Genomic DNA, 20104 nt, shown 5'->3' with positions numbered 1-20104 from the left:
GTGCCGACCTGGACGATGTCCTCCATCGGCTCGTTGCGCGAGCGGAACCGGGCCGCCGCGTACCGCACGAGCGGGAGGTTCAGCTCGATCAGGGTGTCGCGGACGTAGGCGCGCTCGGGGCTGTCCTCGGCGAGTGCGGCCAGCCGCAGGAACAGGGAGCGGGACAGGGTGCGGGTGTCGATCTCCGCCGGTTCCGGAACGGGCGCCGGGGCGGCGGCCGCGGCGGGCGCGGCGTCGAGAGCCGTGGTGCCCTCGAAGGTGTCGAGGACGTCGAGAGCGTCGAGCTTCTTGGGCGCTGCCTCGCTCTTCGTGGGCGTAAGCACCTTCGAGCTGCCCTGTTCTGCGGACATGCCACCCCCTTTGGGTCGCGGGACGGTCGGCGCGATGCCTGGAGGCAACGCGACCTTCACCTGAATACCGGAGCCGGAGCCTCGGCAAACGCGCTTCCCGCAGAATGTCACATGTCGGCAACGCGCTGAAGTGACATGTCGACACGTGAGACGCCAATCGCCCCTGGAAGAAGGCGGTCTGACGGGCTTTCGGGGCACAACTGTCGGCATCGGACCGGATGCGTGATTCGCTCCGGACGGTGATCATTCGCTCTCGCTTGCGAACGTGTGCTACCTGCGGTTTTCGGGTTTGTGCTCCCGTGCGCCGGTCATGCCTCGATCCGGTTGGCGGATCTGAGCCGCTGGAAGCTGCGCGCGAGCAGTCGTGAGACGTGCATCTGGGAGACACCGAGCTCCGCGCTGATCTGCGACTGGGTGAGGTTGCTGTAGTAGCGGAGCAGCAGGATGCGCTGTTCCCGTTCGGGAAGCTGGACGAGGAGGTGGCGGACCAGGTCGCGGTGCTCCACGCCGTCGAGCGCCGGGTCCTCGTAGCCGATGCGGTCGAGCAGTCCGGGCATCCCGTCGCCCTCCTGGGCCGCCTCCAGCGAGGTGGCGTGGTACGACCGCCCGGCCTCGATGCAGGACAGCACCTCCTCCTCGCTGATCCGCAGCCGCTCGGCGATCTCGGCGGTGGAGGGGGAGCGGCCCATGGCGGTGGTGAGGTCCTCGGTCGCACTGTTCACCTGCACCCACAGCTCGTGCAGTCGGCGCGGTACGTGGACGGTGCGGACGTTGTCCCGGAAGTACCGCTTGATCTCGCCGACCACGGTCGGCATCGCGAAGGTCGGGAACTGCACGCCCCGCTCGGGGTCGAAGCGGTCGATGGCGTTGATCAGGCCGATGGTGCCGACCTGGACCACGTCCTCCATGGGCTCGTTGCGGGAGCGGAAGCGGGCGGCGGCGTAGCGCACCAGGGGGAGGTTGGCCTCGATGAGGGCGCCCCGGATCCGGGTGTGCTCCGGGGTGCCCGGGGTCAGGTCCTTCAGCTGGGCGAAGAGGACCTGGGTGAGGGCGCGGGTGTCGGCGCCGCGGCGCTTCTCGGGTGCGGGCTGTTCGGGGGGTGCCGGGGCGGGGGCGGGCGCTTCCGCCTGGGGCGGCGCAGAACTGGCCGACACGGTCAACGCCACCTCTTCATCGGTCAATCATCCGTCAAAAGCGGTCATAGCATCACAAGACATGTGCACTGTGTGCAAGCACCGCATAACGTCGTGTTGGCCTCAAACCTGGTCAACTCGGGTGTCCTGAAACGCCGAAAAGCCCTCCGCCGTCGGTGGCGGAGGGCCGGGGCGAGGAGCCGGTGGGGCGCCTCAGAACTCGTAGTCGGCGATCACCCACGTGGCGAACTCCCGCCACAGGGCGACGCCCGCCTGGTGCGCGGGATGGTCGATGTAGCGCTGCAGCGCGGCGGTGTCCTCGAACGAGGAGTTGATCGCGAAGTCGTAGGCGATGGGACGGTCGGAGAGGTTCCAGCCGCACTCCCAGGAGCGCAGCTCCGGGATCAGGCCGCCCAGCTCCTCGAAGGCGGCGGCGCCGGCCACCACCCGCGGGTCGTCGCGCTCGACGCCGTCGTTGAGCCTGAAGAGGACCAGGTGCCGGATCATGGGATGTACCTCAGCTCTTTCCGCCGTTGGCGGCCCAGGTCATGAAGTCGCCGATGGACCCGGCCGCGTCCGATATGCCCTCGAAGACTATCTGGACATAACCGGCCGCCTTGGCCGGGTCCGTGATGATCACGTACAGCGCGAAGACCACGAGTGCGTACACGATGATCTTCTTCGCGTTCACCGCCACCGCGGCCTCCCCTGTCCCTCGGCCCCCGTGGGCCCCTGCTCCGGGCGGCGAGTGTATCCGTCACGATCTTTTTTGGGGATCAACGGACCGTCCGGCCTTGGGAATTGGCGCCCCGGGCGGGATGCACGAAGGGCCCCGTCTCGCGACGGGGCCCTTCTTCGGCGGTAGCGGAGGGATTTGAACCCTCGGTGACTTGCGCCACACTCGCTTTCGAGGCGAGCTCCTTCGGCCGCTCGGACACGCTACCGAGGGAGACCTTACAGCAAGGTGGGGCATGGTCTGAAATCGGTTCTCGCGGGGCCCCGGGACGCGGGCGAGGACCCTGGTCCGGGCCGCTGACCAGGCCCCGGTCCGGGCCCGGTCAGCGGCCCCGGAAGAACTCCGTGAGCAGCCGCCCGCAGTCGTCGGCCAGGACGCCCTCGATCACCTCGGGGCGGTGGTTGAGACGCCGGTCGCGCAGCACGTCCCACAGCGAACCGGCCGCGCCCGCCTTGTCGTCGCGGGCGCCGTAGACCACCCGGTCGAGCCGGGACTGCTGGAGGGCGCCCCCGCACATCGTGCAGGGCTCCAGGGTGACGACGAGCGTGCAGCCGGTCAGCCGCCACTCGCCGAGCACCCGGGCGGCCCGGCGCAGCGCGAGGATCTCCGCGTGGGCCGTGGGGTCGCCGGTGGCCTCGCGCTCGTTGTGCCCGGTGGCGAGCACCGTCGTACCGTCCGGGGACAGCACGACGGCGCCGACGGGGACGTCCCCGCCGAGCGCGGCCCGCTCGGCCTCGGCCAGGGCGAGCCGCATCGCGGACTGCCAGGGGGCGCGCACCGGGTCGGGCACGCCCCGTGTCTCTTCGGGGGCGGTCAGCGGACGGTCTCCAGCACCTCCGAGGCGCCCAGCGCCTCGGCGATCGTGCCGAGCGCGTCGTCGGCGGAGAGAGCGCGCAGCTCCTTCTCCCCGATGCCGAGGTCGTCGAGGATCTCGCGGTCGCCCACGGGGCTGTGCGGGACGGCGTCGGCGGACGGGGTGTCCTCGTCGTCGTCCTCCTCGTTCTCGCCGTCCTCCGTGCCGTCGAGGTCGAGCGAGTCCAGGTCGGGGCCGTCGTCCGCGCCCGGTTCGCGGCCCAGCAGCTCGTCGGTGAGCAGCAGCTCGCCGTACGCGCTGCGGGCGGCGGCGGCCGCGTCCGAGACGTAGATACGAGGGTCCTCCTCGCCGTCCACACGGACGACGCCGAACCAGGAGTCCTCCTGCTCGATCAGGACCAGGACCGTGTCCTCCTCGGGCGAGGACTCGCGGGCCAGGTCGGCCAGATCGGACAGGGTCTCCACATCGTCGAGCTCTGTGTCGCTCGCTTCCCACCCGTCTTCGGTGCGCGCGAGCAGTGCGGCGAAGTACACCGTGACTCTCCCACTGGTCATAGGCGTGCCGGTTGGCGGTCCCCCCGGCGGAGGTGTCTGGGCGGGAGGGGTTGTCGCCCCGGGGTCCGCCCACTGGGAATCGTGGCAGAAACAAGTCCGTCAGGGGACGTCTTCGGCTCCCTGTGTCTTGCTGTTTTGATCGTGCGTCCGTGGGGACCCACCAGCACGCCCGTCGCCGCCACCTGCGGATCGTACGCGGCTTTCCGGGCACCCACGCACGCCCGCCCTCCCGTCACGGCGGGGGCGGACGCGGTCCTGCTCACCGGGGCATTTCCCGCGGCCCTGCACACAGGACCGTACGCCGCCGGGGGCGGTCGGCGGAACGTTCGCACCCACGTGGCGTGGCGTGTCCGGGCCGCCCCGGCGCCGCGCGCCCGGGATGCGCAGGGGGTGCCGATTCGGCGCGGTGGGGGACTCGCGCGGGGCGCGGTTACTGTTAGAGACATGCGTCTCCACGTCGTCGACCACCCTCTGGTCGCTCACAAGCTCACCACGCTGCGCGACCAGCGCACCGACTCCGCCACCTTCCGCCGTCTCGCCGACGAGCTGGTCACCCTGCTCGCCTACGAGGCCACGCGGGACGTGCGTACCGAGGCCGTCGACGTCCAGACGCCGGTCGCGCGGACCACCGGGGTGAAGCTCGCCCGGCCGCGTCCGCTGGTGGTGCCGATCCTGCGCGCCGGTCTCGGCATGCTGGACGGCATGGTCCGGCTGCTGCCGACCGCCGAGGTGGGCTTCATGGGCATGGTCCGCAACGAGGAGACGCTGGAGGCGTCCACGTACGCCACGCGGATGCCGGAGGACCTCTCGGGCCGCCAGGTCTACGTCCTGGACCCGATGCTGGCCACCGGCGGCACCCTGGTCGCGGCGATCCAGGAGCTGATCAAGCGCGGCGCCGACGACGTCACCGCCGTCGTCCTGCTCGCCGCCCCGGAGGGCGTCGAGGTCATGGAGCGCGAGCTGGCGGGAACGCCGGTGACCGTCGTCACGGCGGCCGTCGACGACCACCTGAACGAGCACGGCTACATCATCCCGGGCCTGGGCGACGCGGGCGACCGCCTCTACGGCGCCGCCGAGTAGTACCCCGCGTCCCGGCCGTCCCCGGCCGGGATCAGCAGTTCTTCTTGTCCTTCTTCACCACGGCCGCCGTCTGCGCGGGTTCGGTCAGCTTGACCACCGCCTGGTCGGCGGCCGTGCGCTGGTCCAGGGTCTTGAAGCCGTCCCCGATGATCAGGTCGAGGGTGGCGTTCTTGCGGGCCGCGTCGGTACGGCGCTCGGCGCCGGTCAGCTGCGTGCCGAGCACCGGGAGCGAGGTGTCGAGGGCGGTGGCGGGTCCGAGCAGGACGCCGGTGCCCTTGACCTTCTTGTCGAAGTCCTTGCCCGCGTTGCCCACGTCACCGATCTTGAAGCCGCGCTTCTTCAGCTCGTCGGCGGTCTGCTTGGCCAGCCCCGCGCGCGTGGTGGCGTTGTAGACGTTCACCGTGATCGTGCCGGGCTTGGGCAGCGCCTTGACCGGGACCGGGTTCGCCTTCTTGAGGCAGGCCGCGGACGCGGCGTCCGAGGTGTGCCGGTTGCCCGTGAAGACGTCGACGAGCTGGAGCGTGCCCCAGCCGACCAGGCCCAGTGCGGCGACGGACCCCACGGCGGCGGCGACGAGCCTGCCCCGCCGCCGGGGCGGGCGCATCCGAGGGTATGTCTCCCCCGTGATCCGGTACTTGCCGCCCATGCCGGGGGGAGTCAGCATACTCATGAGGCGCAGCGTAGTGCGCCTGGGCTGCGATGCCTATTAGATGATCAGCAGACGGAGTACAGCCCGACCCAAATGGGCTAACAGCGGTACCGCGTACGGCCGTCGGGGCGGCTCAGCCGAGCTCGAGCACGCGCGCGTGCAGCACCTGACGCTGCTGCAGGGCGGCGCGGACCGCGCGGTGCAGCCCGTCCTCCAGATAGAGGTCGCCCTGCCACTTCACGACATGCGCGAAGAGGTCCCCGTAGAAGGTCGAGTCCTCGGCCAGCAGCGTCTCGAGGTCGAGCTGCTGCTTGGTGGTCACGAGCTGATCGAGGCGGACCGGGCGCGGCGCGACGTCCGCCCACTGCCGGGTGCTCTCCCGGCCGTGGTCGGGGTACGGCCGGCCGTTTCCGATGCGCTTGAAGATCACACGGAAAGCCTACCGGCCCAGACGTTCCGGGCGCAGCCATGGCGGCGTAGTGCGACGCTGAAAAAGCCACGGCACGTCATGGCAAGGCATGACAAAGGTGGCATACCGGAGACCGTCGGGGACCGAACCAGCGGGGACAGGGGCCTGAGATGACCGATCCGGAGACCGGCGGCGGAACGGCGGGCGGTGGCGCGGCACTTGCCGGACCGGCTCGGGGGATCGCGGATGGGTACGCCTTCACCGGCCCCGCTCTCGATCTGGGTGCCCTGCTGTGGGACGGCGCCTGCCACCCCGGCGCCCAGGTGCGCGTCCCGCTGCCGATGCTCAACCGGCACGGGCTTGTCGCGGGCGCCACCGGCACCGGCAAGACCAAGACGCTCCAGCTGATCGCGGAACAACTCTCGGCGCAGGGCGTGCCGGTGTTCCTCGCGGACGTGAAGGGCGACCTCTCCGGGATCTCCCGGCCGGGCCCCGGCGGCGACCGGGTCACCACGCGCGCCGCCGAGACGGGACAGGAGTGGACACCGTCCGGCTTCCCTGTGGAGTTCCTGGCGCTCGGCGGGATCGGCCACGGCATCCCCGTCCGCGCCACGGTCACCAGCTTCGGCCCCGTCCTGCTGTCCAAGGTGCTCGGACTGAACCGCACCCAGGAGCAGTCCCTCGGCCTGATCTTCCACTACGCCGACACCAAGGGCCTGGAGCTGATCGACCTCAAGGACCTCCGCGCGGTCGTCGCCTTCCTCACCTCCGACGAGGGCAAGCCCGAACTGAAGGGCATCGGCGGCCTGTCCACCGCCACGGCCGGGGTCATCCTGCGCTCCCTGACGGCGTTCGAGGCGCAGGGCATGGCGGACTTCTTCGGGGAGCCCGAGTTCGACTCGGCCGAGCTGCTGCGGACGGCGCCGGACGGGCGCGGTGTCGTCTCCGTCCTGGAACTGGCCGCCGTACAGGACAAGCCGGTCCTCTTCTCCACCTTCCTGATGTGGCTGCTCGCCGACCTCTTCCACGACCTGCCCGAGGCCGGTGACCTGGACAAGCCGAAGCTGGTGTTCTTCTTCGACGAGGCGCATCTGCTGTTCCACGACGCCTCGGACGCGTTCCTCGACGCCATCACGCAGACCGTGCGGCTGATCCGCTCCAAGGGCGTCGGCGTCTTCTTCGTCACCCAGACCCCGAAGGACGTCCCCTCCGACGTGCTCGGCCAGCTCGGCAACCGCGTCCAGCACGCGCTGCGCGCCTTCACCCCGGACGACCGGAAGGCGCTGAGGGCGACGGTGAAGACCTTCCCCGACTCGCCGTACGACCTGGAGGAACTGCTCACCGGGCTCGGCACCGGCGAGGCCGTGGTGACCGTGCTCAGCGAGACCGGCGCCCCGACCCCGGTCGCCGCCACCCGGCTGCGCGCCCCCGAGTCGCTGATGGGGCCGGTGGACGCGGCGGAGCTGGACCGCGCGGTGCGGGATTCCCCGCTCCACGAACGTTATGCACAGGCTGTGGACAGAGAGTCGGCGTTCGAGAGGCTGAGCGCGCGGGAGGCGGAGGCCGCGCCCGAGGAGCCTCCGGTGGTGAAGGGCGAGGCCAGGGGTGGCGGCCGGAAGAAGGCCCCGGCCGAGGAGCCCTCGCTGGTCGAACAGGTCGTCGGGAGCGGGATGTTCAAGTCCCTGGCCCGCTCGGTCGGCACGCAGCTGGGACGGGAGATCACGCGGTCGCTGTTCGGTACGGCTCGGCGGAGGCGGTAGGCCGCCCCCGCCGTCCAGGGATCAGCGGCGGTCCTCCTCCGGCGGGCGCTGCCGTTGCTGGGGTGCCTCGCTGTCCGGCCGGGGCCGCGCGCTGCGCCGGGCCTCCGCGCGCAGCAGGGCGCGCAGGATCGCGTACGGGTCGATGGGCATGGCTGTGTTCCTCGCGTCGTACCGACAGAAACGGTCCTCGGGTGACGGGCGGTTCTGTCAGCAGCGCAGGACGACCGTGCGCGGCCGGGCTGCGGGGGAGGGGGCGTTGGTGGGCGCGGGGCGGGTCCGGGGTCCGGCCGGGGCCGGGTCCGGAGCGGGCGCCGGGGTGGTGGTGCGGGGGCGTACTACGGTCCGTCCCGTACTCCCGGACGGTGTGACGGGGATGTCGTGCTCACACTCCGCCACGACGACCGTGCCCGGGACGGGTCCCGCCTGGGCCGCCTCCAGCCGGGGCACCAGCAGGACGAGCAGCAGCAGGAGGACCCGCGCCAGCGGGTGAAGGCTGCGGACTCGGTCTCCTGCGGTGCTCACGGAGGGTCATCTGCCCATGTGACACCCGAGGCTCATCCGGAAGCGGGGCAGATCCGCCCGCACGGCGTACGGGCGCGGGGCGAGGTTGACGTCCTCGCCCCGCGCACTCCGCCGAAGCCGGGCCCGGACGGCCGGGTCACACCGTCTTGGGGATCTTCTTCGCCCGGCTCCGGATGCTGAACGACGTGATGATCTCGACGATGCCCACCACGATCAGCCACCAGCCGCCGACCAGGGTCAGCACGGCGATGGACTCGAAGGGGGAGTCGATCAGGACGATGCCCGCGATGAAGGTGACGATGCCCAGGAAGATGTGCCAGCCCCGGGCGGGCATGTGGGTGTCGGAGATGGCGGCCATGGTCTGGGTGACGCCCCGGATCAGCCAGCCGATGCCGATGAACAGCGCGAGCAGCAGGATCGACTGCATGGGTCCGCGGAAGCAGAACAGACCCAGCACGATCGACAGCGCACCGCTGATGAAGGCCAGCACCCGCAGCGAGGTCTTCTTGTGCGTGCCGAAGGCGGAGACCAGCTGGAACACACCGCTGACCAGCAGGTACACGCCGAACAGCACCCCCACGGCCAGCAGCGTGGCACCCGGCCAGACCAGCACCAGGATGCCCAGGATCAGCGAGGCGATACCGGTGAGCAGCACGACCTGCCACGCGGCCTGGGACAGTGCGTGCAGAGGCCCCTCGAACGGCGCCTCCACCTCGGCATGCCTGCCCTGCTCGGGGCGAGCAGTCTCGGCGGTGCCGGGCGCCCCGGCCGGTGTCGGACCCGTACGGGCCTTCGCGTCGTCGTAGGCGTTGCCCCTGGTGGGGCCTTCGCTCGGTGACTCGGTCATGTTCCATGCTGGGATCGGGCGTGCGAATTCCGCCACTCGGGGAGGGGCGCGGGGAGGCGCGCGGGCCGGGACTACTTCCCGCTCTTCGCCGCCTTCGCGGCCTTGGCCGCCGCCTTCATCTCCTGCTTGTGGGCGCGGACCTTCGCGAGCGACTCGGGGCCGGTGATGTCGGCGACGGAGCGGTAGGACTTCTCCTCGCCGTACGCTCCGGCGGCCTCGCGCCAGCCGGTGGGGTGTACGCCGAGCTGCTTGCCGAGGAGGGCGAGGAAGATCTGGGCCTTCTGCTTGCCGAAGCCGGGGAGGTCCTCCAGGCGCTTCAGGAGGGCGGCGCCGGTGTCGGCGCCCTGCCACACCGCCTCGGCGTCGCCGTCGTAGTGCTCGACCAGGTACTGGCAGAGGGTCTGGACGCGCTTGGCCATCGAGCCGGGGTAGCGGTGCACGGCGGGCTTCTCGGAGAGGAGCGCGGCGAAGGCCTCCGGGTCGCGGGCGGCGATGTCGTGTGCGTCGAGGTCGTCGGCGTTCATTCGCCGCGCGATGGTCTCCGGGCCCTTGAACGCCCACTCCATCGGGATCTGCTGGTCGAGCAGCATCCCGACGAGCGCGGCGAGCGGACTGCGGCCGAGCAGCGCGTCGGCGGCCGGGTCCTGGGCGAGGTGCAGGGTGACGTCCATGGACCGATGATCCCGCGCGGGCGTCCGGTCCGCCGTCTCGGCGCCCGTTCCGCCGTCTCAGTCCGCGCGCCAGTACCCCAGCGCGTGCACGCGGGTCTTCGGCAGGCCCAGTTCCTTGCGGACGTACGAACCGAGGGCGCGGGTCGTCCTGGTGTCGCAGGCGATCCAGACGTACGGGTTCTCCGTGGCGGCCAGCACCTCGGGCAGCTCGGCGCGGACCCGTTCGACCAGGTGGGCGCCCGCGTCCCGGCGCGGGATCGTGTGGTACCGGTGGCGGTCGGGGTCGGCGGTGGAGGGGAGGCCGTCGCGCGTCCCCTCGAACCAGACGGTCGCCGGGGCCGAACCCAGCTCGCCGAGCAGGGAGTTGATCGCGGGCAGGGACGCCGTGTCGCCGATGATCGCGAGGTGGGAGGGCGCCGGGTCCGGGTGCTCGAACCCCGTGCCCTGGACGGTCGCCTCGATGGTGTCGCCCGCCTTCGCCGCCCGCGCCCAGTCCGAGGCGCGGCCGTCGTGCAGGGCGAACTCCAGGGCGAACGTGCCGGTCTCCGGGTCGGGGTCGACCAGGGTGTAGGCCCGCTGGTGGGGGCGGCCGTCGTCGGAGAACCAGAGGCGGACCCACATGGTGGGGTGGACGCCGGTCGCGGCGAGCAGACCGCCGTCGGTCAGCCGCAGCCGCCGGTAGTGCGGGGTCACGTCCTCGGCACCGGTCACCGTGAAGGTGAAGTCCTTCGCCCGCAGCAGTTTGAGGACCGCTCCCTCCCAGCCTCGCCCCTGGCCCATCGCCACTCCACCCCTCGCGTACGATTCCCTCACCTGGCAATCAAGTTAGGCAAGCCTAACCTAAAACGAAGGGGTGCTCCAGGGTGACCACCGAGACCTACCGCGACGCCTGGGGCATTCCCCACCTGCGTGCCACCAGCGCACGCGAACTCGCCCGCGCCCAGGGCCGGGTGACCGCCCGCGACCGCGCCTGGCAGCTGGAGACGGAACGCCACCGCGCCCGGGGCGCCTCGGCCTCCTTCCTCGGCGCCGCCGCGCTGTCCTGGGACGTGTTCGCCCGCCGCGCCCGCCTCGACGACACCGCGAGACGCTGTTTCGCCGCGCTGGAGGGACGTGACCCGGAGACGGCCGACTGGGTGCGCGCGTATGTGGAGGGGGTCAACGCGGGCCTGCCCGAAGGGGCCGCCCGCACACCGGAGTTCGAGCGCACCGGTCTCGCACCGGGCCGCTGGGAGCCCTGGACCCCGCTCGGCGTCTGGCTCTCCACGCACATCCTGTTCGCCGGTTTCCCGGCCAAGCTCTGGCGCGAGGAGGCGATACGGCACCTCGGCCCCGACGCGGTCGGCCTGTTCGCCACCGACGGCCCCGGCACCTCCGGCAGCAACGGCTGGCTCCTCGCGGGCACCCGCACCGACACCGGCCTCCCGCTGATCGCCGGAGACCCGCACCGCTTCGTCGAAGACCCCGGTGTCTACCAGCAAATCCGGCTGTCCTGCCCCGAGTTCGACGTCGTCGGCATCGCCGTCCCGGGCGTGCCCGGCATCGCCCACTTCGGCCACACCGGCACCGTCGCCTGGGCCATCACCAACGCCATGGCCGACTACCAGGACCTCTACCGCGAACGGCTGCGCCGCACCGGCGCGGGCGTCCAGGCCCTCGGCCCCGACGGCGAGTGGCACCGCGCCACCCGGCACACCGAGACCGTCGAGGTGGCGGGCGAGTCCCCGGTGGAGATCGAGGTCATCGAGACCGGGCGCGGTCCGGTGATCGCGGGCGGCCCGGAGGGGCTTGAATCGGGTTCCCCTGAGCCGGAGTTGGCCACCGCCCTCGCCCTGCGTCATCCGCCCCGCGTCACCGAGGACCTCGGATTCAGCGCCCTGCTCCCGCTGCTGCGCGCCCGCACCGTGGACGACGTGGACGGCGCCCTGGACGCCTGGGCCGAGCCGGTCAACGTCGTCCAGGCCGCCGACACCGAGGGCGGACTGCTGCACCGGGTCGCGGGCCGCGTACCGCTGCGCTCCGAGGCCAACCGGCGCCGTCTGGTGCCCGCTTGGGAGCCCGGACACGAGTGGCGGGGCTGGCTGGAGACCCCGCGCGCCCAACTCGCCGACGGCATCGCGGTGATGGCCAATCAGCGCGGTCTCGCCACCCCGCTCGGCGTCGAGTTCGCCGCACCCCACCGCGCCGACCGCATCCACACCCTGCTCCAGGAGCACCGCGTCTGGTCCGCCGACGGGCTGCCCCGCGTCCACACCGACACCTACCTGGGCTCGACCGGCGCCCTCCTCGACCGCGCGGCCGCGCTCGAAGGACTCACCCCCGAGGTGAGCGCCCTGCGCGATCAACTCCTCGCCTGGGACCGGCACATGGACGCCGACAGCACCGACGCGGCGGCCTACGCGGCCCTCCGCTCGGCGGTCGTCCGCCGTCTCGCCGCCCACCCTGCCCTCGCCGCCCTCACCGAACCGCCCGCCTACCCCGAGGTCCTGCTCCCCTGGATGTCCCTCACCGCGCGCATCGGCTACGCCCTCGAACACCTGCTGTGCGCCGAGGAGTTGTACGGCATCGACCGCGACGACGCCGTACGCGCCGCACTGGAGGAGGTCGCCGCCGCACCGCCCGCCGGAACCTGGGCCAAGACCCACCGCCTCGCCCCCTGGCGCGCGCTGCCCGGCGAGCCGTACGACGAGCCGGGTCTCGCGGGCGACCACGACTGCGTGCTGTGCACCTCCGCAGTCCCCGGCATCACCGACCTCGCGGCCCGGGGCCCCGCCGCCCGTTACGTCTGGGACCTGGCCGACCGGGCCAACAGCCGCTGGGTCGTCCCCCTCGGGGCGGACGGCGTGCCCGGCAGCGCCCACCACCGCGACCAACTCCCCTTGTGGCTCAAGGGAGAACTGGCCCCCGTGGTCACCGACTGGACCCTCCTCACCCTCGAACACACGGAAGACGACGAGGACTTCGATGTCTGACCAGAACGCCTTCGAGCTGGCCGTCCCCGCCTTCGGCACCGTCCGCATCCGCCCCCTGGACCCGGCGGCCGACGCCGGGGTGATCCACGCCTGGGTCAGCGAGGAACGCGCCGCGTTCTGGGGCATGAACGGCCTCACGAAGGACCAAGTCACGGAGATCTACGCCCACATGGCGGGTCTCGACACCCACCACGCCCACCTCGTCACCAAGGACGGCGAACCCGTCGCCCTGCTCCAGACCTACGAGCCCGCCGCCGACCGGGTGAGCGAGGTGTACGAGGTCCGCCCCGGCGACATCGGCGTCCACCTCCTGCTCGCCCCCGCCGGAACGGAGGGCCGCCGCCCCGGCTGGACCTCCGCCCTGCTGACCGCGATGGCGTCGTACGTCCTGGTCGTGCTCGACCGCGAGCGCGTGGTGGTCGACCCGGACGTGCGCAACACCAAGGCCATCGCCCGTTTCGCCCGCCAGGGCTTCACCACCGGACCCGAGGTCGTCCTGCCCGAGATCGACCTCCCGGACGTGTACCTCCCCGAGAAGCGGGCCCAACTGGCGTTCCTGACCCGGGAGACGGCGTTCGCCGCCGCAGGCGGCACCGTTACGGTGTGAGCGCGGCGCCACCGGCGTCCGTACGTAACGGGACACGCGGGACACACGGTCACGCGCGGGACGCGGAGGGCGGACGACGTGCGTGGTGAGGAGCGGGAGCGGCGGCGGCGCGGAGTGCCGTGGACCATGGCGTCGTACGGCGTGCTGCGCGGGGCGCTCACCGCGTGTGCCGCGCTGGTCCTGCTCGTCCTCGGCGCCGCCGTCCCCGCCTCGGCGCACGCCACGCTGCGGGGCTCGAATCCGGCCGACGGAACGGTTCTCCAGCGGGCGCCGCGCGAGCTGACGCTCACCTTCAGCGAGTCGGTCGGCCTGCTGACCGACTCCTTCCGGGTCTACGACCCCCGCAACCACCGCCTGCGCACCGGCGAGGCCGACCACGCCCCCGGCCGCTCCGACACCGCGCGCCTCGGCCTGCCCGCCCGCCTCGGCAAGGGCACGTACACGGTGGCCTGGCGCGTGGTCTCGGCCGACAGCCACCCGGTCTCCGGCGCCCTCACCTTCTCGGTCGGCGAGCGCACGGCCACCCCGGTCACCGCGGTCCCCGACCGCACCGAGAACCCCACCACCACCGGCCTCTACAACATCGCCCGCTACCTCGCCTACCTGGCGGTGGCGCTGCTGCTGGGCACGGCCGCGTTCGCGGTGTACTGCCGCCCGCCGAGCCGCGGTCAGCTGCGCCCGCTGCTGCTGGTGGGCGCGTGGACCCTGCTGGGTACGACGCTCGCGCTGCTCCTGCTGCGCGGCCCGTACGAGGAGGGCACGTCCCCGTCCAACGCCTTCTCCACCCTCGTCCACACCCTGACCACGCGTCCAGGTGAACTGCTCCTGCTCCGGCTGCTGTTGCTGCTGATCGCGGCGGCGGGCGCCCTGACCCTGCGCCACTGGCGCCGCCGGGTACCGCGCCGGGCGGCTCTGGCAGCGGCCGTACCGCTCTCCGTGGCCCTCGCCCTCACCTGGTCGGCGGCCGAACACGCCTCGGCGGGCATCCAGGTCCCGCTGGCCCTCGTCTCCAACACGCTGCACCTGCTGGCCACGGCGGTCTGGCTCGGCGGTCTGGCCGCCCTGCTGCTGTGTCTGCGCCGCGCGAAGGACACGGAGGCGCTGCCCCCGCGCGTGGTCACCCGCTTCTCCCGCGTGGCCCTGACCTCGGTCGTCGTCCTGGTCGTCACCGGCACCTACCAGTCCTGGCGCGGCCTCGGCTCCTGGCAGGCGCTCACCGGCACGTCGTACGGCCGCATCCTGCTCGCCAAGCTGGCGGCGGTGACGCTGCTGCTCCTGGCGGCGGCGTGGTCGCGGGTGTGGACGGCGAGTCTGGCGCGGCCGGTGGCGGCGGCGCCGGTGCGGGTGCTGGAGGGGGCGGGGGCGCCGGCGGTCCCCCCGGCCGCCGAGCCGGTCTCGCCATCCCTCACGCTGACGTATCTGCGGCGCTCGGTGCTGGCGGAGGCGGCCGTGGGCGTGGTGGTCCTGGTCCTGACGACGCTGCTGACCAGTACGCTGCCGGGCCGCGCGGCCGAGGAGGCGACGGCGGCCGGTGCCGGGACGGACACCGTCGGCATCCCGTCCGCCCTGGTCACCACGATCCCCTTCGACACGGGCTCCCCCGGCGGCCGAGGCCAGGTCCAGATCACCCTGGACCCCGGCCGGGTCGGCCCCAACTCCGTCCAGGCGGTCGTCTACGGCCCGGACGGCGGCCTGGCCTCGGTCCCCGAGCTGCGCCTCACCCTCACCCTCCCCAGCCGCGACATCGGCCCACTGGACACCAAGGTCACCAACCGGGGCGGCTACTGGGCGGCGAACACCTTCAGCGTGCCGATGCCGGGTACGTGGACGATGAAGGCGACGGTGCGGGTGTCGGAGCTGGATCAGGTGACGGTGGAGCGGTCCGTGCGGGTGGGGCGTTGAGGTAGGTGGCGTAGGACGTACGGGGGGCGATGGACGCGCCGGAGGACGTACGGGGAGCCGATGGACACACCGGAGGAGACGACGACCGAGCGGCTGCGGCTGGACGGCGCGGTTTTCGTGCTCCGTCTGACCCGCCGCCCCTCCCCCCTGGGCCTGCTGGCCCTGCACGGCGGCGTGGAGGGCGGTACGGCCGAACTGGCGGAGGAGGTCGCGGCGCGTACGGGGGCGACGTGCCTGACCTTCACGCAGCCCGCGACTCCCCGGGTCCACATCTCGTCCCACCTCCTGGCGGAGGCGCCGTCGCGGACGCTGGAAACATTTGTTTCCGTGGTGTCCCTGACGGTCTCCCTGCACGGCCATCTGAGGCCGGCGGCTCCCGACGCGATCTTCCTGGGCGGCACCAACAGGGAGGCGGCGGAGGTTCTGGCCGAGGCCCTGCGCACCCTGACACCGTCCTTCACGCCGGTGACGGACCTGACGGACATCCCGCCGGGCCTGCGCGGCCTCCACCCCCGCAACCCGGTGAACCTGACCCGGGAAGGCGGGGTACAGGTCGAACTCCCGCTGACGGCACGGACGCGGGGGCTGCGGGACGTACCGCCGGAGGAGGTGGTGGCGGGGGTGACGGAGGGGGTACGACGGCTGGCGATCAGTCGAAGGTGAGGCTCCCCGTCCGCTCCCGCTTCAGCTCGAAGAAGTCCGGGTGTTCGGCGAGCGTCCGCACCGCGTCGAAGAGCCGGGCCGCCTCCTCACCGCGCGGGATGCTGTTCAGCACGGGACCGAAGAAGGCCGTACCGTCGATGTGCAGGGTGGGCGTCCCCACGTAACCACCGGCCGCCGGGTCCTTCCCCGCGTCGTGGCTACGCCGCAGGGCGTCGTCGTACTCCGTGCTCCGGGCCGCCGCTGCCAGCCCGGCGGGCAGCTTCAGCTCGGCCAGCGCCTCCACGACCACGGCGTCGAAGTCCTTGTTCCCCTTGCCGTGGATGCGGGTGCCTAGGGCGGTGTACAACTCCCGCAGCACGCCCTCACCATGAGCCTCGGCCGCCGCGACGGCGACCCGGACCGGGCCGAGCGACCGGTCCACCAAATCCCGGTACCAGTCCGGCAGTTCGTTCCCCTTGTTGTGCAGATACAGGCTCATGACGTGAAACCGCACATCGAGACCGCGCAACGGCTCCACTTCGAGAATCCACCGCGAGGTGATCCAGGCGAACGGACAGGCGGGATCGAAGTAGAAGTCGACTCGGGCCGGTGACTGGGGAGTTGGCGCATCAGTGGTCATGCGGGCGAGGCTATGGGCGTGACCGGCCCGGCCGCGAGGTCCAATTCGACGCCGGGATCTTGGTCCAATGCGCTTGCTCTGACGGTGATTTGCCCCGTCGTCGTGTACTTGATCATGTGGCGCGCGATCCTGATGAGGCGTCACTATACGTGTGTGGATGTTGCCGAACTGGTTCTCAAGTACATACAGGTCCTCATCTGGCCCTCGGTCACGCTGGCGTTGTTCTGGGCGTGGCGCGAGCGCGTCGGTGAGGCCATCGGACGGCTGAGCCGTGTGGAGACTCCGGCCGGCGCACTGGAGTTCCAGAACGAGGTACGACGCGTGCGTGACCGTGCGGAAGCGGCGGCGGGGGAATCGGTGCCGACCGGTGCCGTGTTCGGAGGACCGCCGCCCGCAGGGTGGCCCACACCGGCGGCGGGGTCGTCGTCGCGGCCGGGGACGGCTGAGGGAACGGGACCGGGAACGGTGCCGGTGCCGGGGGCGACGACCGAGCCGAGATCCTCCGAGGAGTCTCCGTTCGAGGCGGTACGCCGACGGTTGCCCCTCCTCTGGTCGGCGATCGACCAGCCGGACGACGTCATCGACCACTCCCCCACGGGAGCGATCGTCTCCGCCTGGAATGCCGTGCAGACGTTCGCCGAGGAGATCCTCATTCTGTATCCGGCTGTGCGACTCCAGCGTCCGCTGGGACAGCGAGTGCCACCGGACGACCTGGTGCGGATGCTCCACATGGCAGGGCTGAACCAGAGCTGGGCCGACGTGCTGAACGACCTCCGCCGCCTGCGCGACACCACCGTGCACGGAACCGCCCCTGTCACACCCCAGGCGGCGCGCGACTTCGTCCAGGGCTGCCAGTCGGTGTGCCGCGCGCTGGAGGACCTGATCTGGGCGGCCCCCTTCCACTGAGGTGCGCTGTCCGCCCGGCTCAGTCCTGGAACCCGAACCACCCTCGCAGATGGGCGAAATAGAGCGCCGCACGCACCACCCGCAGCGTGAGGCGCAGCCCGAACCGCTCCGCCGCGAAGAGAACGAGCACCGCCGCGAACGCTCCCTGGGCCGCGTGCCCGGGCGAGCAGAACAGACGGGGTATTCGCCGCTCCCGCAACGAGGTGTCACACCTCAGACAGGTACGGCCCGCGCCTTCGGCGGCGGGGACTTCACCCAACGTCCTGCCCCTGTTCCCGCTCCCGTGCCCGACGCCGCTTGGGCCGACGGCGGGCGTCGTTGACGACCCAGCCCGCGGTCCCGAGTACGCAGATCACCAACATGACGGCGGACGCGATCCGCATCATGCCCTGTCCATACAGCGACTGATAGCCGAACCAGGCCAAGGCGACGCAGTTCATCAGGCCTTCGCCGAGTCTCCTCAAGCGCGGGTCCATGGGCACCCCCGTTCGTATGCCCGCGGACGGGGCGCCTTGAGTGTGACACGGGCCTTGCACGGGGCAGTTGGGGGCTTCGCCTCTCCTGGCCGTGAAACACGGACTCCTCCCTGGTGGCACTCTGGCCCCATGAGTGGGACGACTGGCCCGGGTAATCCGAACGACATCCAGGTAGGCGACATCTACGAGGACTGCTACTTCCACCCGGTCCTGTGCACCGCGGTCGACGAGGTGGCGGGCGTGGTGCTCAGCGGCATCTCGCTCATCGACGGCACCTTCCCCCGCTGCTGCGATGCCCTGCACTGCGGGCCTGTCCGTATCCGTGTCGAGGACGTCATGGCCATCAAGCAGGACTTCGACGGCTACGTACTCCGGCGAAAGGAAGAGCTGCGGACCGGCGACACCACCTGATCCGTAGCTCCGTACGGCCCCATCCCTCGTACGGTCATGCCGCCCCGGCCCCCGCCTCCGCCTCCTGCGCGCGCAGGGGGCGGATCACACCCGCTTGACGACGACCGTGTCCGGGACCAGCTTCTCCAGGTCGTCCACGTCCGAGGTGAAGACGGTGGCCTGCCCCTTCTGCTGTCGCGCGACGACGGCGAGCACCGCGTCGATCGCGTACTTGTGCCCGTGCAGCTTGGCCTGGGCGAGAAGGCGGCGGGCCTGGCGGGCCTCGTCCTTTCCGACGGCGGCGACCTTGAGCCGGGAGAGAACCCAGTCCCAGCGCTGTTCGGTCGTTCTGCCGTCGTACGCCTCGACCAGCGTCATCGGCGACGTGATCACTTCCGCCTCCCCCCGCGCCGCGAGGTCGAGCCAAGCGATCATTTTCCGGTCGCCGCGCACGGCCTGAGAGAGAGCTTCACAGTCCAGGACGAAGACACGGAGAGGTCGCTCACCGGCCGGCTTCTTCACGCGGCTTCTCCGGCGCCGCGCCGACCCGTGGTGCGGCGCCTCTTGTGTTCGGCGTCGAGTTCGTCCAGTTCGGCGAGCACTGTCGCACGCTCGGCCTCGGTGACGGGGCCGTGTTCTTCGTGAAGCCAGTCGACCAGTTCCGCGAGCTGGTCCCGGTCACGCTTGAAGCGCAGTGCCTCGGCGACGTACGCCGAGAGACCCCGCTCCGCCGTCTCCGCGCGAATCTCCTCCAGGAGATCCTCGGGGATGGTCACCGTTACCTTCTTACTTGCCATACAACTGACCATACTCGCGGTACGCATCTGTTGCCAGCGAATGAGCTGGAGATCCGTTCCGCAGTCGTGAGTGCCCAACGTCAGCCACCCGACGGTACGTTGATCGTCATGGGCAACCACGTATCCCCACGGCAGGCCGGCCGGACCCCGATGCCGCGGAGCGATGGGGCGTGGGCGTGATCCTCGTTTACGTGTTCACCCTGCCGACGCTGATCGTCGTGGGCTGGCTTCTGTCGTGGTGGGGGAGTTGGCGGGTCCGGCGGATCGTGCTGGGCGCCGGGGCGGTCGTCTCCGTGCTCTGCGTGGTCGTCGTCCTGGGGTCGGCGGGACCGCCGCGGACACCCCAGACCGTCGGCTGTCGGCCGCTTCTCGCGTGTACGGATCTGGGTCCCGGCTTTGTGGCCATGGGCGGCGTGATCGGTCTCGTGTGCTGTGTCGTGCTGCTGCTCCTGACCATCGGGGTCGAGGCGCTGCTGAACTGGAGGCGCCGCCGGGTCGTCGTCGGCTGAGGGCGTGTCGTCGCGCCGCCACCCGGGCTCGGCGACGGCAGTCCGCAAAGTCGAAGGACTAGACCTGTCAACAGCCTTGTCCCGCACCGACCCCGTGGACAAGCTGTGTACATGACACTCGGCGGGTGCTCGTTCCCGCCGGGCAGGCTGACGCGCCCCGGCGTCACGTGCCCGGTAGGACCCGTCGAAGAGGTCACAGCGGGCCCCCACGCAAGCACGCCCCTTCCCCACGGAGGTCGGACAGATGCGCCCGAGATGTGCCAAGCCGCGGCGCGGCGGATGGCGGAGAGTGCTCAACCTGGTGTCTGTCGTCGCGGTCATGACGGCGACCACCGCCGTCGCGTCACTGGACGCCCAGGCGGCGGTGCCCCCGACGCCGTCGGGCTTCACGCTCACCTGGAGCGACGACTTCAACGGTGCGGCAGGCACCGGCATCGATCAGAACCTGTGGAAGTACGACACCGGGCCGGGCAGCAGTTTCGGCACCGGTGAGATCGAGACCATGACCAACAGCACCTCGAACGTCTACTACGACGGTCAGGGGCACCTGGTGCTCCAGGCCCTCCACTCCGGTTCCGACCCCCGCTCCGGGTGGACGTCCGGCCGCGTGGAGACCCAGTCGGCGGGCTTCGGCGCCGCGGCGGGCGGAGTCGTACGCATCGAGTCCGTCCTCCAGCAGCCCAACGTCACCACCGCCAACGGCGCGGGCTACTGGCCCGCGTTCTGGATGCTCGGCGC

26 protein-coding genes, 1 tRNA gene and 2 pseudogenes are annotated in these 20104 nt (G+C 71.5%); 10 read left to right on the top strand and 19 right to left on the bottom strand.

Features of this window, described 5'->3' with window-relative positions; all coding sequences use genetic code 11:
• The 7 genes and pseudogenes from GTW40_RS05730 to GTW40_RS05700 form a co-directional block, all read right to left on the bottom strand.
• Positions 1-350 (bottom strand): annotated as a pseudogene (locus tag GTW40_RS05730) (RNA polymerase sigma factor SigF); the annotation flags it as partial.
• Positions 351-658: 308 nt separating this feature from the next.
• Complete coding sequence (locus GTW40_RS05725; RefSeq protein ID WP_161179056.1) at positions 659-1510, bottom strand: RNA polymerase sigma factor SigF; 852 nt, start codon at positions 1508-1510, stop codon at positions 659-661.
• 186 nt (positions 1511-1696) lie between these two features.
• The gene (locus tag GTW40_RS05720) at positions 1697-1990 is read right to left on the bottom strand and encodes a Dabb family protein (protein WP_161179053.1); all 294 of its coding nucleotides are present in this window, start codon (positions 1988-1990) and stop codon (positions 1697-1699) included.
• Between the two features lie 10 nt (positions 1991-2000).
• Positions 2001-2180 (bottom strand): hypothetical protein, encoded by a 180-nt coding sequence (locus GTW40_RS05715; RefSeq protein WP_161179052.1) that lies wholly within the window; start codon positions 2178-2180, stop codon positions 2001-2003.
• Positions 2181-2342: 162 nt separating this feature from the next.
• Positions 2343-2427 (bottom strand) — tRNA-Ser (locus GTW40_RS05710).
• A gap of 114 nt (positions 2428-2541) precedes the next feature.
• A complete protein-coding gene (gene tadA / locus GTW40_RS05705) occupies positions 2542-2973 on the bottom strand; it encodes a tRNA adenosine(34) deaminase TadA (RefSeq protein ID WP_037801730.1) in 432 nt (143 codons plus the stop codon).
• 59 nt (positions 2974-3032) lie between these two features.
• A complete protein-coding gene (locus tag GTW40_RS05700; RefSeq protein ID WP_161179050.1) occupies positions 3033-3566 on the bottom strand; it encodes a hypothetical protein in 534 nt (177 codons plus the stop codon).
• Between the two features lie 465 nt (positions 3567-4031).
• Between GTW40_RS05700 and upp the strand changes: the two genes are divergently transcribed.
• Positions 4032-4667, top strand: coding sequence for a uracil phosphoribosyltransferase (upp, locus tag GTW40_RS05695; protein ID WP_161179049.1), 636 nt, complete (start codon positions 4032-4034; stop codon positions 4665-4667).
• Positions 4668-4698: 31 nt separating this feature from the next.
• On the opposite strand, the gene GTW40_RS05690 is transcribed toward upp, so the two are convergent.
• The gene (locus GTW40_RS05690; protein ID WP_237525351.1) at positions 4699-5331 is read right to left on the bottom strand and encodes a LytR C-terminal domain-containing protein; all 633 of its coding nucleotides are present in this window, start codon (positions 5329-5331) and stop codon (positions 4699-4701) included.
• Between the two features lie 118 nt (positions 5332-5449).
• Positions 5450-5746 carry a type II toxin-antitoxin system VapB family antitoxin gene (locus GTW40_RS05685; protein ID WP_003986294.1) on the bottom strand — a complete coding sequence of 99 codons (297 nt, stop codon included), beginning with the start codon at positions 5744-5746 and terminating at the stop codon, positions 5450-5452.
• A 149-nt stretch (positions 5747-5895) separates the two neighbouring features.
• Between GTW40_RS05685 and GTW40_RS05680 the strand changes: the two genes are divergently transcribed.
• Complete coding sequence (locus GTW40_RS05680) at positions 5896-7485, top strand: helicase HerA-like domain-containing protein (RefSeq protein WP_161179048.1); 1590 nt, start codon at positions 5896-5898, stop codon at positions 7483-7485.
• Positions 7486-7506: 21 nt separating this feature from the next.
• On the opposite strand, the gene GTW40_RS33505 is transcribed toward GTW40_RS05680, so the two are convergent.
• The 5 genes from GTW40_RS33505 to GTW40_RS05660 form a co-directional block, all read right to left on the bottom strand.
• Positions 7507-7635: a hypothetical protein gene (locus tag GTW40_RS33505; RefSeq protein WP_272918980.1), complete on the bottom strand. Its 129-nt coding sequence runs from the start codon at positions 7633-7635 to the stop codon at positions 7507-7509.
• 57 nt (positions 7636-7692) lie between these two features.
• Positions 7693-8007 (bottom strand): hypothetical protein, encoded by a 315-nt coding sequence (locus GTW40_RS05675; RefSeq protein WP_161179047.1) that lies wholly within the window; start codon positions 8005-8007, stop codon positions 7693-7695.
• A 136-nt stretch (positions 8008-8143) separates the two neighbouring features.
• Complete coding sequence (locus tag GTW40_RS05670) at positions 8144-8854, bottom strand: HdeD family acid-resistance protein (RefSeq protein WP_161179046.1); 711 nt, start codon at positions 8852-8854, stop codon at positions 8144-8146.
• A gap of 71 nt (positions 8855-8925) precedes the next feature.
• Positions 8926-9525 (bottom strand): HhH-GPD-type base excision DNA repair protein, encoded by a 600-nt coding sequence (locus GTW40_RS05665; protein ID WP_161179045.1) that lies wholly within the window; start codon positions 9523-9525, stop codon positions 8926-8928.
• A gap of 57 nt (positions 9526-9582) precedes the next feature.
• The gene (locus GTW40_RS05660) at positions 9583-10305 is read right to left on the bottom strand and encodes a siderophore-interacting protein (protein ID WP_161179044.1); all 723 of its coding nucleotides are present in this window, start codon (positions 10303-10305) and stop codon (positions 9583-9585) included.
• Positions 10306-10388: 83 nt separating this feature from the next.
• Between GTW40_RS05660 and GTW40_RS05655 the strand changes: the two genes are divergently transcribed.
• From GTW40_RS05655 to GTW40_RS05640, 4 genes are all read left to right on the top strand, one after another.
• Positions 10389-12497, top strand: coding sequence for a penicillin acylase family protein (locus tag GTW40_RS05655; protein WP_161179043.1), 2109 nt, complete (start codon positions 10389-10391; stop codon positions 12495-12497).
• Positions 12490-13104, top strand: a complete 615-nt coding sequence (locus GTW40_RS05650) for a GNAT family N-acetyltransferase (protein WP_161179042.1) — start codon at positions 12490-12492, stop codon at positions 13102-13104. Before GTW40_RS05655 ends, GTW40_RS05650 begins: the two co-directional genes overlap by 8 nt.
• 126 nt (positions 13105-13230) lie before the next feature.
• Complete coding sequence (locus GTW40_RS05645; protein ID WP_161179054.1) at positions 13231-15006, top strand: copper resistance CopC family protein; 1776 nt, start codon at positions 13231-13233, stop codon at positions 15004-15006.
• Between the two features lie 60 nt (positions 15007-15066).
• A complete protein-coding gene (locus GTW40_RS05640) occupies positions 15067-15669 on the top strand; it encodes a poly-gamma-glutamate hydrolase family protein (protein WP_161179041.1) in 603 nt (200 codons plus the stop codon).
• On the opposite strand, the gene GTW40_RS05635 is transcribed toward GTW40_RS05640, so the two are convergent.
• Positions 15656-16288: a DsbA family protein gene (locus GTW40_RS05635; RefSeq protein ID WP_161179040.1), complete on the bottom strand. Its 633-nt coding sequence runs from the start codon at positions 16286-16288 to the stop codon at positions 15656-15658. The two genes, GTW40_RS05640 and GTW40_RS05635, sit on opposite strands and share 14 nt — an antisense overlap.
• Before the next feature lie 18 nt (positions 16289-16306).
• Between GTW40_RS05635 and GTW40_RS05630 the strand changes: the two genes are divergently transcribed.
• A complete protein-coding gene (locus GTW40_RS05630; protein WP_161179039.1) occupies positions 16307-17194 on the top strand; it encodes a hypothetical protein in 888 nt (295 codons plus the stop codon).
• Between the two features lie 19 nt (positions 17195-17213).
• Here GTW40_RS05630 and GTW40_RS05625 read toward each other — a convergent pair whose 3' ends face one another.
• Together GTW40_RS05625 and GTW40_RS05620 are read right to left on the bottom strand one after the other, a co-directional pair.
• Complete coding sequence (locus GTW40_RS05625; RefSeq protein WP_161179038.1) at positions 17214-17453, bottom strand: hypothetical protein; 240 nt, start codon at positions 17451-17453, stop codon at positions 17214-17216.
• Positions 17446-17634 carry a hypothetical protein gene (locus GTW40_RS05620; protein ID WP_161179037.1) on the bottom strand — a complete coding sequence of 63 codons (189 nt, stop codon included), beginning with the start codon at positions 17632-17634 and terminating at the stop codon, positions 17446-17448. The genes GTW40_RS05625 and GTW40_RS05620 overlap by 8 nt, the downstream gene beginning before the upstream one ends.
• Before the next feature lie 165 nt (positions 17635-17799).
• On the opposite strand from GTW40_RS05620, the gene GTW40_RS05615 reads away from it, so the two are divergent.
• The gene (locus tag GTW40_RS05615; protein ID WP_161179036.1) at positions 17800-18081 is read left to right on the top strand and encodes a hypothetical protein; all 282 of its coding nucleotides are present in this window, start codon (positions 17800-17802) and stop codon (positions 18079-18081) included.
• 84 nt (positions 18082-18165) lie between these two features.
• Here GTW40_RS05615 and GTW40_RS05610 read toward each other — a convergent pair whose 3' ends face one another.
• Both GTW40_RS05610 and GTW40_RS05605 read right to left on the bottom strand, forming a co-directional pair.
• Positions 18166-18582, bottom strand: a complete 417-nt coding sequence (locus GTW40_RS05610) for a PIN domain-containing protein (RefSeq protein WP_161179035.1) — start codon at positions 18580-18582, stop codon at positions 18166-18168.
• On the bottom strand, positions 18579-18857 hold the full coding sequence (locus tag GTW40_RS05605; RefSeq protein WP_161179034.1) for a CopG family transcriptional regulator: 279 nt from the start codon (positions 18855-18857) through the stop codon (positions 18579-18581). Before GTW40_RS05605 ends, GTW40_RS05610 begins: the two co-directional genes overlap by 4 nt.
• A 176-nt stretch (positions 18858-19033) precedes the next feature.
• Here GTW40_RS05605 and GTW40_RS05600 point away from each other — a divergent pair, with 176 nt between their 5' ends.
• Together GTW40_RS05600 and GTW40_RS05595 are read left to right on the top strand one after the other, a co-directional pair.
• Positions 19034-19366 carry a hypothetical protein gene (locus GTW40_RS05600; protein ID WP_161179033.1) on the top strand — a complete coding sequence of 111 codons (333 nt, stop codon included), beginning with the start codon at positions 19034-19036 and terminating at the stop codon, positions 19364-19366.
• A gap of 319 nt (positions 19367-19685) precedes the next feature.
• Positions 19686-20104 (top strand): annotated as a pseudogene (locus GTW40_RS05595) (hypothetical protein); the annotation flags it as partial.

This window comes from Streptomyces sp. SID4985, from assembly GCF_009863025.1.
GTDB lineage: Bacteria > Actinomycetota > Actinomycetes > Streptomycetales > Streptomycetaceae > Streptomyces.
This window is presented reverse-complemented; position numbering and strand designations above follow the sequence as displayed.

Coding starts and splice junctions, on each gene's coding strand:
- GTW40_RS05680 (WP_161179048.1), top strand. CDS start 5,896: ATGACCGATCCGGAGACCGGCGGCGGAACGGCGGGCGGTGGCGCGGCA.
- GTW40_RS05640 (WP_161179041.1), top strand. CDS start 15,067: ATGGACACACCGGAGGAGACGACGACCGAGCGGCTGCGGCTGGACGGC.
- GTW40_RS05665 (WP_161179045.1), bottom strand. CDS start 9,525: ATGGACGTCACCCTGCACCTCGCCCAGGACCCGGCCGCCGACGCGCTG.
- upp (WP_161179049.1), top strand. CDS start 4,032: ATGCGTCTCCACGTCGTCGACCACCCTCTGGTCGCTCACAAGCTCACC.
- GTW40_RS33505 (WP_272918980.1), bottom strand. CDS start 7,635: ATGCCCATCGACCCGTACGCGATCCTGCGCGCCCTGCTGCGCGCGGAG.
- tadA (WP_037801730.1), bottom strand. CDS start 2,973: ATGCGGCTCGCCCTGGCCGAGGCCGAGCGGGCCGCGCTCGGCGGGGAC.
- GTW40_RS05720 (WP_161179053.1), bottom strand. CDS start 1,990: ATGATCCGGCACCTGGTCCTCTTCAGGCTCAACGACGGCGTCGAGCGC.
- GTW40_RS05635 (WP_161179040.1), bottom strand. CDS start 16,288: ATGACCACTGATGCGCCAACTCCCCAGTCACCGGCCCGAGTCGACTTC.
- GTW40_RS05605 (WP_161179034.1), bottom strand. CDS start 18,857: ATGGCAAGTAAGAAGGTAACGGTGACCATCCCCGAGGATCTCCTGGAG.
- GTW40_RS05645 (WP_161179054.1), top strand. CDS start 13,231: ATGGCGTCGTACGGCGTGCTGCGCGGGGCGCTCACCGCGTGTGCCGCG.
- GTW40_RS05670 (WP_161179046.1), bottom strand. CDS start 8,854: ATGACCGAGTCACCGAGCGAAGGCCCCACCAGGGGCAACGCCTACGAC.
- GTW40_RS05615 (WP_161179036.1), top strand. CDS start 17,800: ATGAGTGGGACGACTGGCCCGGGTAATCCGAACGACATCCAGGTAGGC.
- GTW40_RS05620 (WP_161179037.1), bottom strand. CDS start 17,634: ATGAACTGCGTCGCCTTGGCCTGGTTCGGCTATCAGTCGCTGTATGGA.
- GTW40_RS05660 (WP_161179044.1), bottom strand. CDS start 10,305: ATGGGCCAGGGGCGAGGCTGGGAGGGAGCGGTCCTCAAACTGCTGCGG.
- GTW40_RS05650 (WP_161179042.1), top strand. CDS start 12,490: ATGTCTGACCAGAACGCCTTCGAGCTGGCCGTCCCCGCCTTCGGCACC.
- GTW40_RS05690 (WP_237525351.1), bottom strand. CDS start 5,331: ATGCTGACTCCCCCCGGCATGGGCGGCAAGTACCGGATCACGGGGGAG.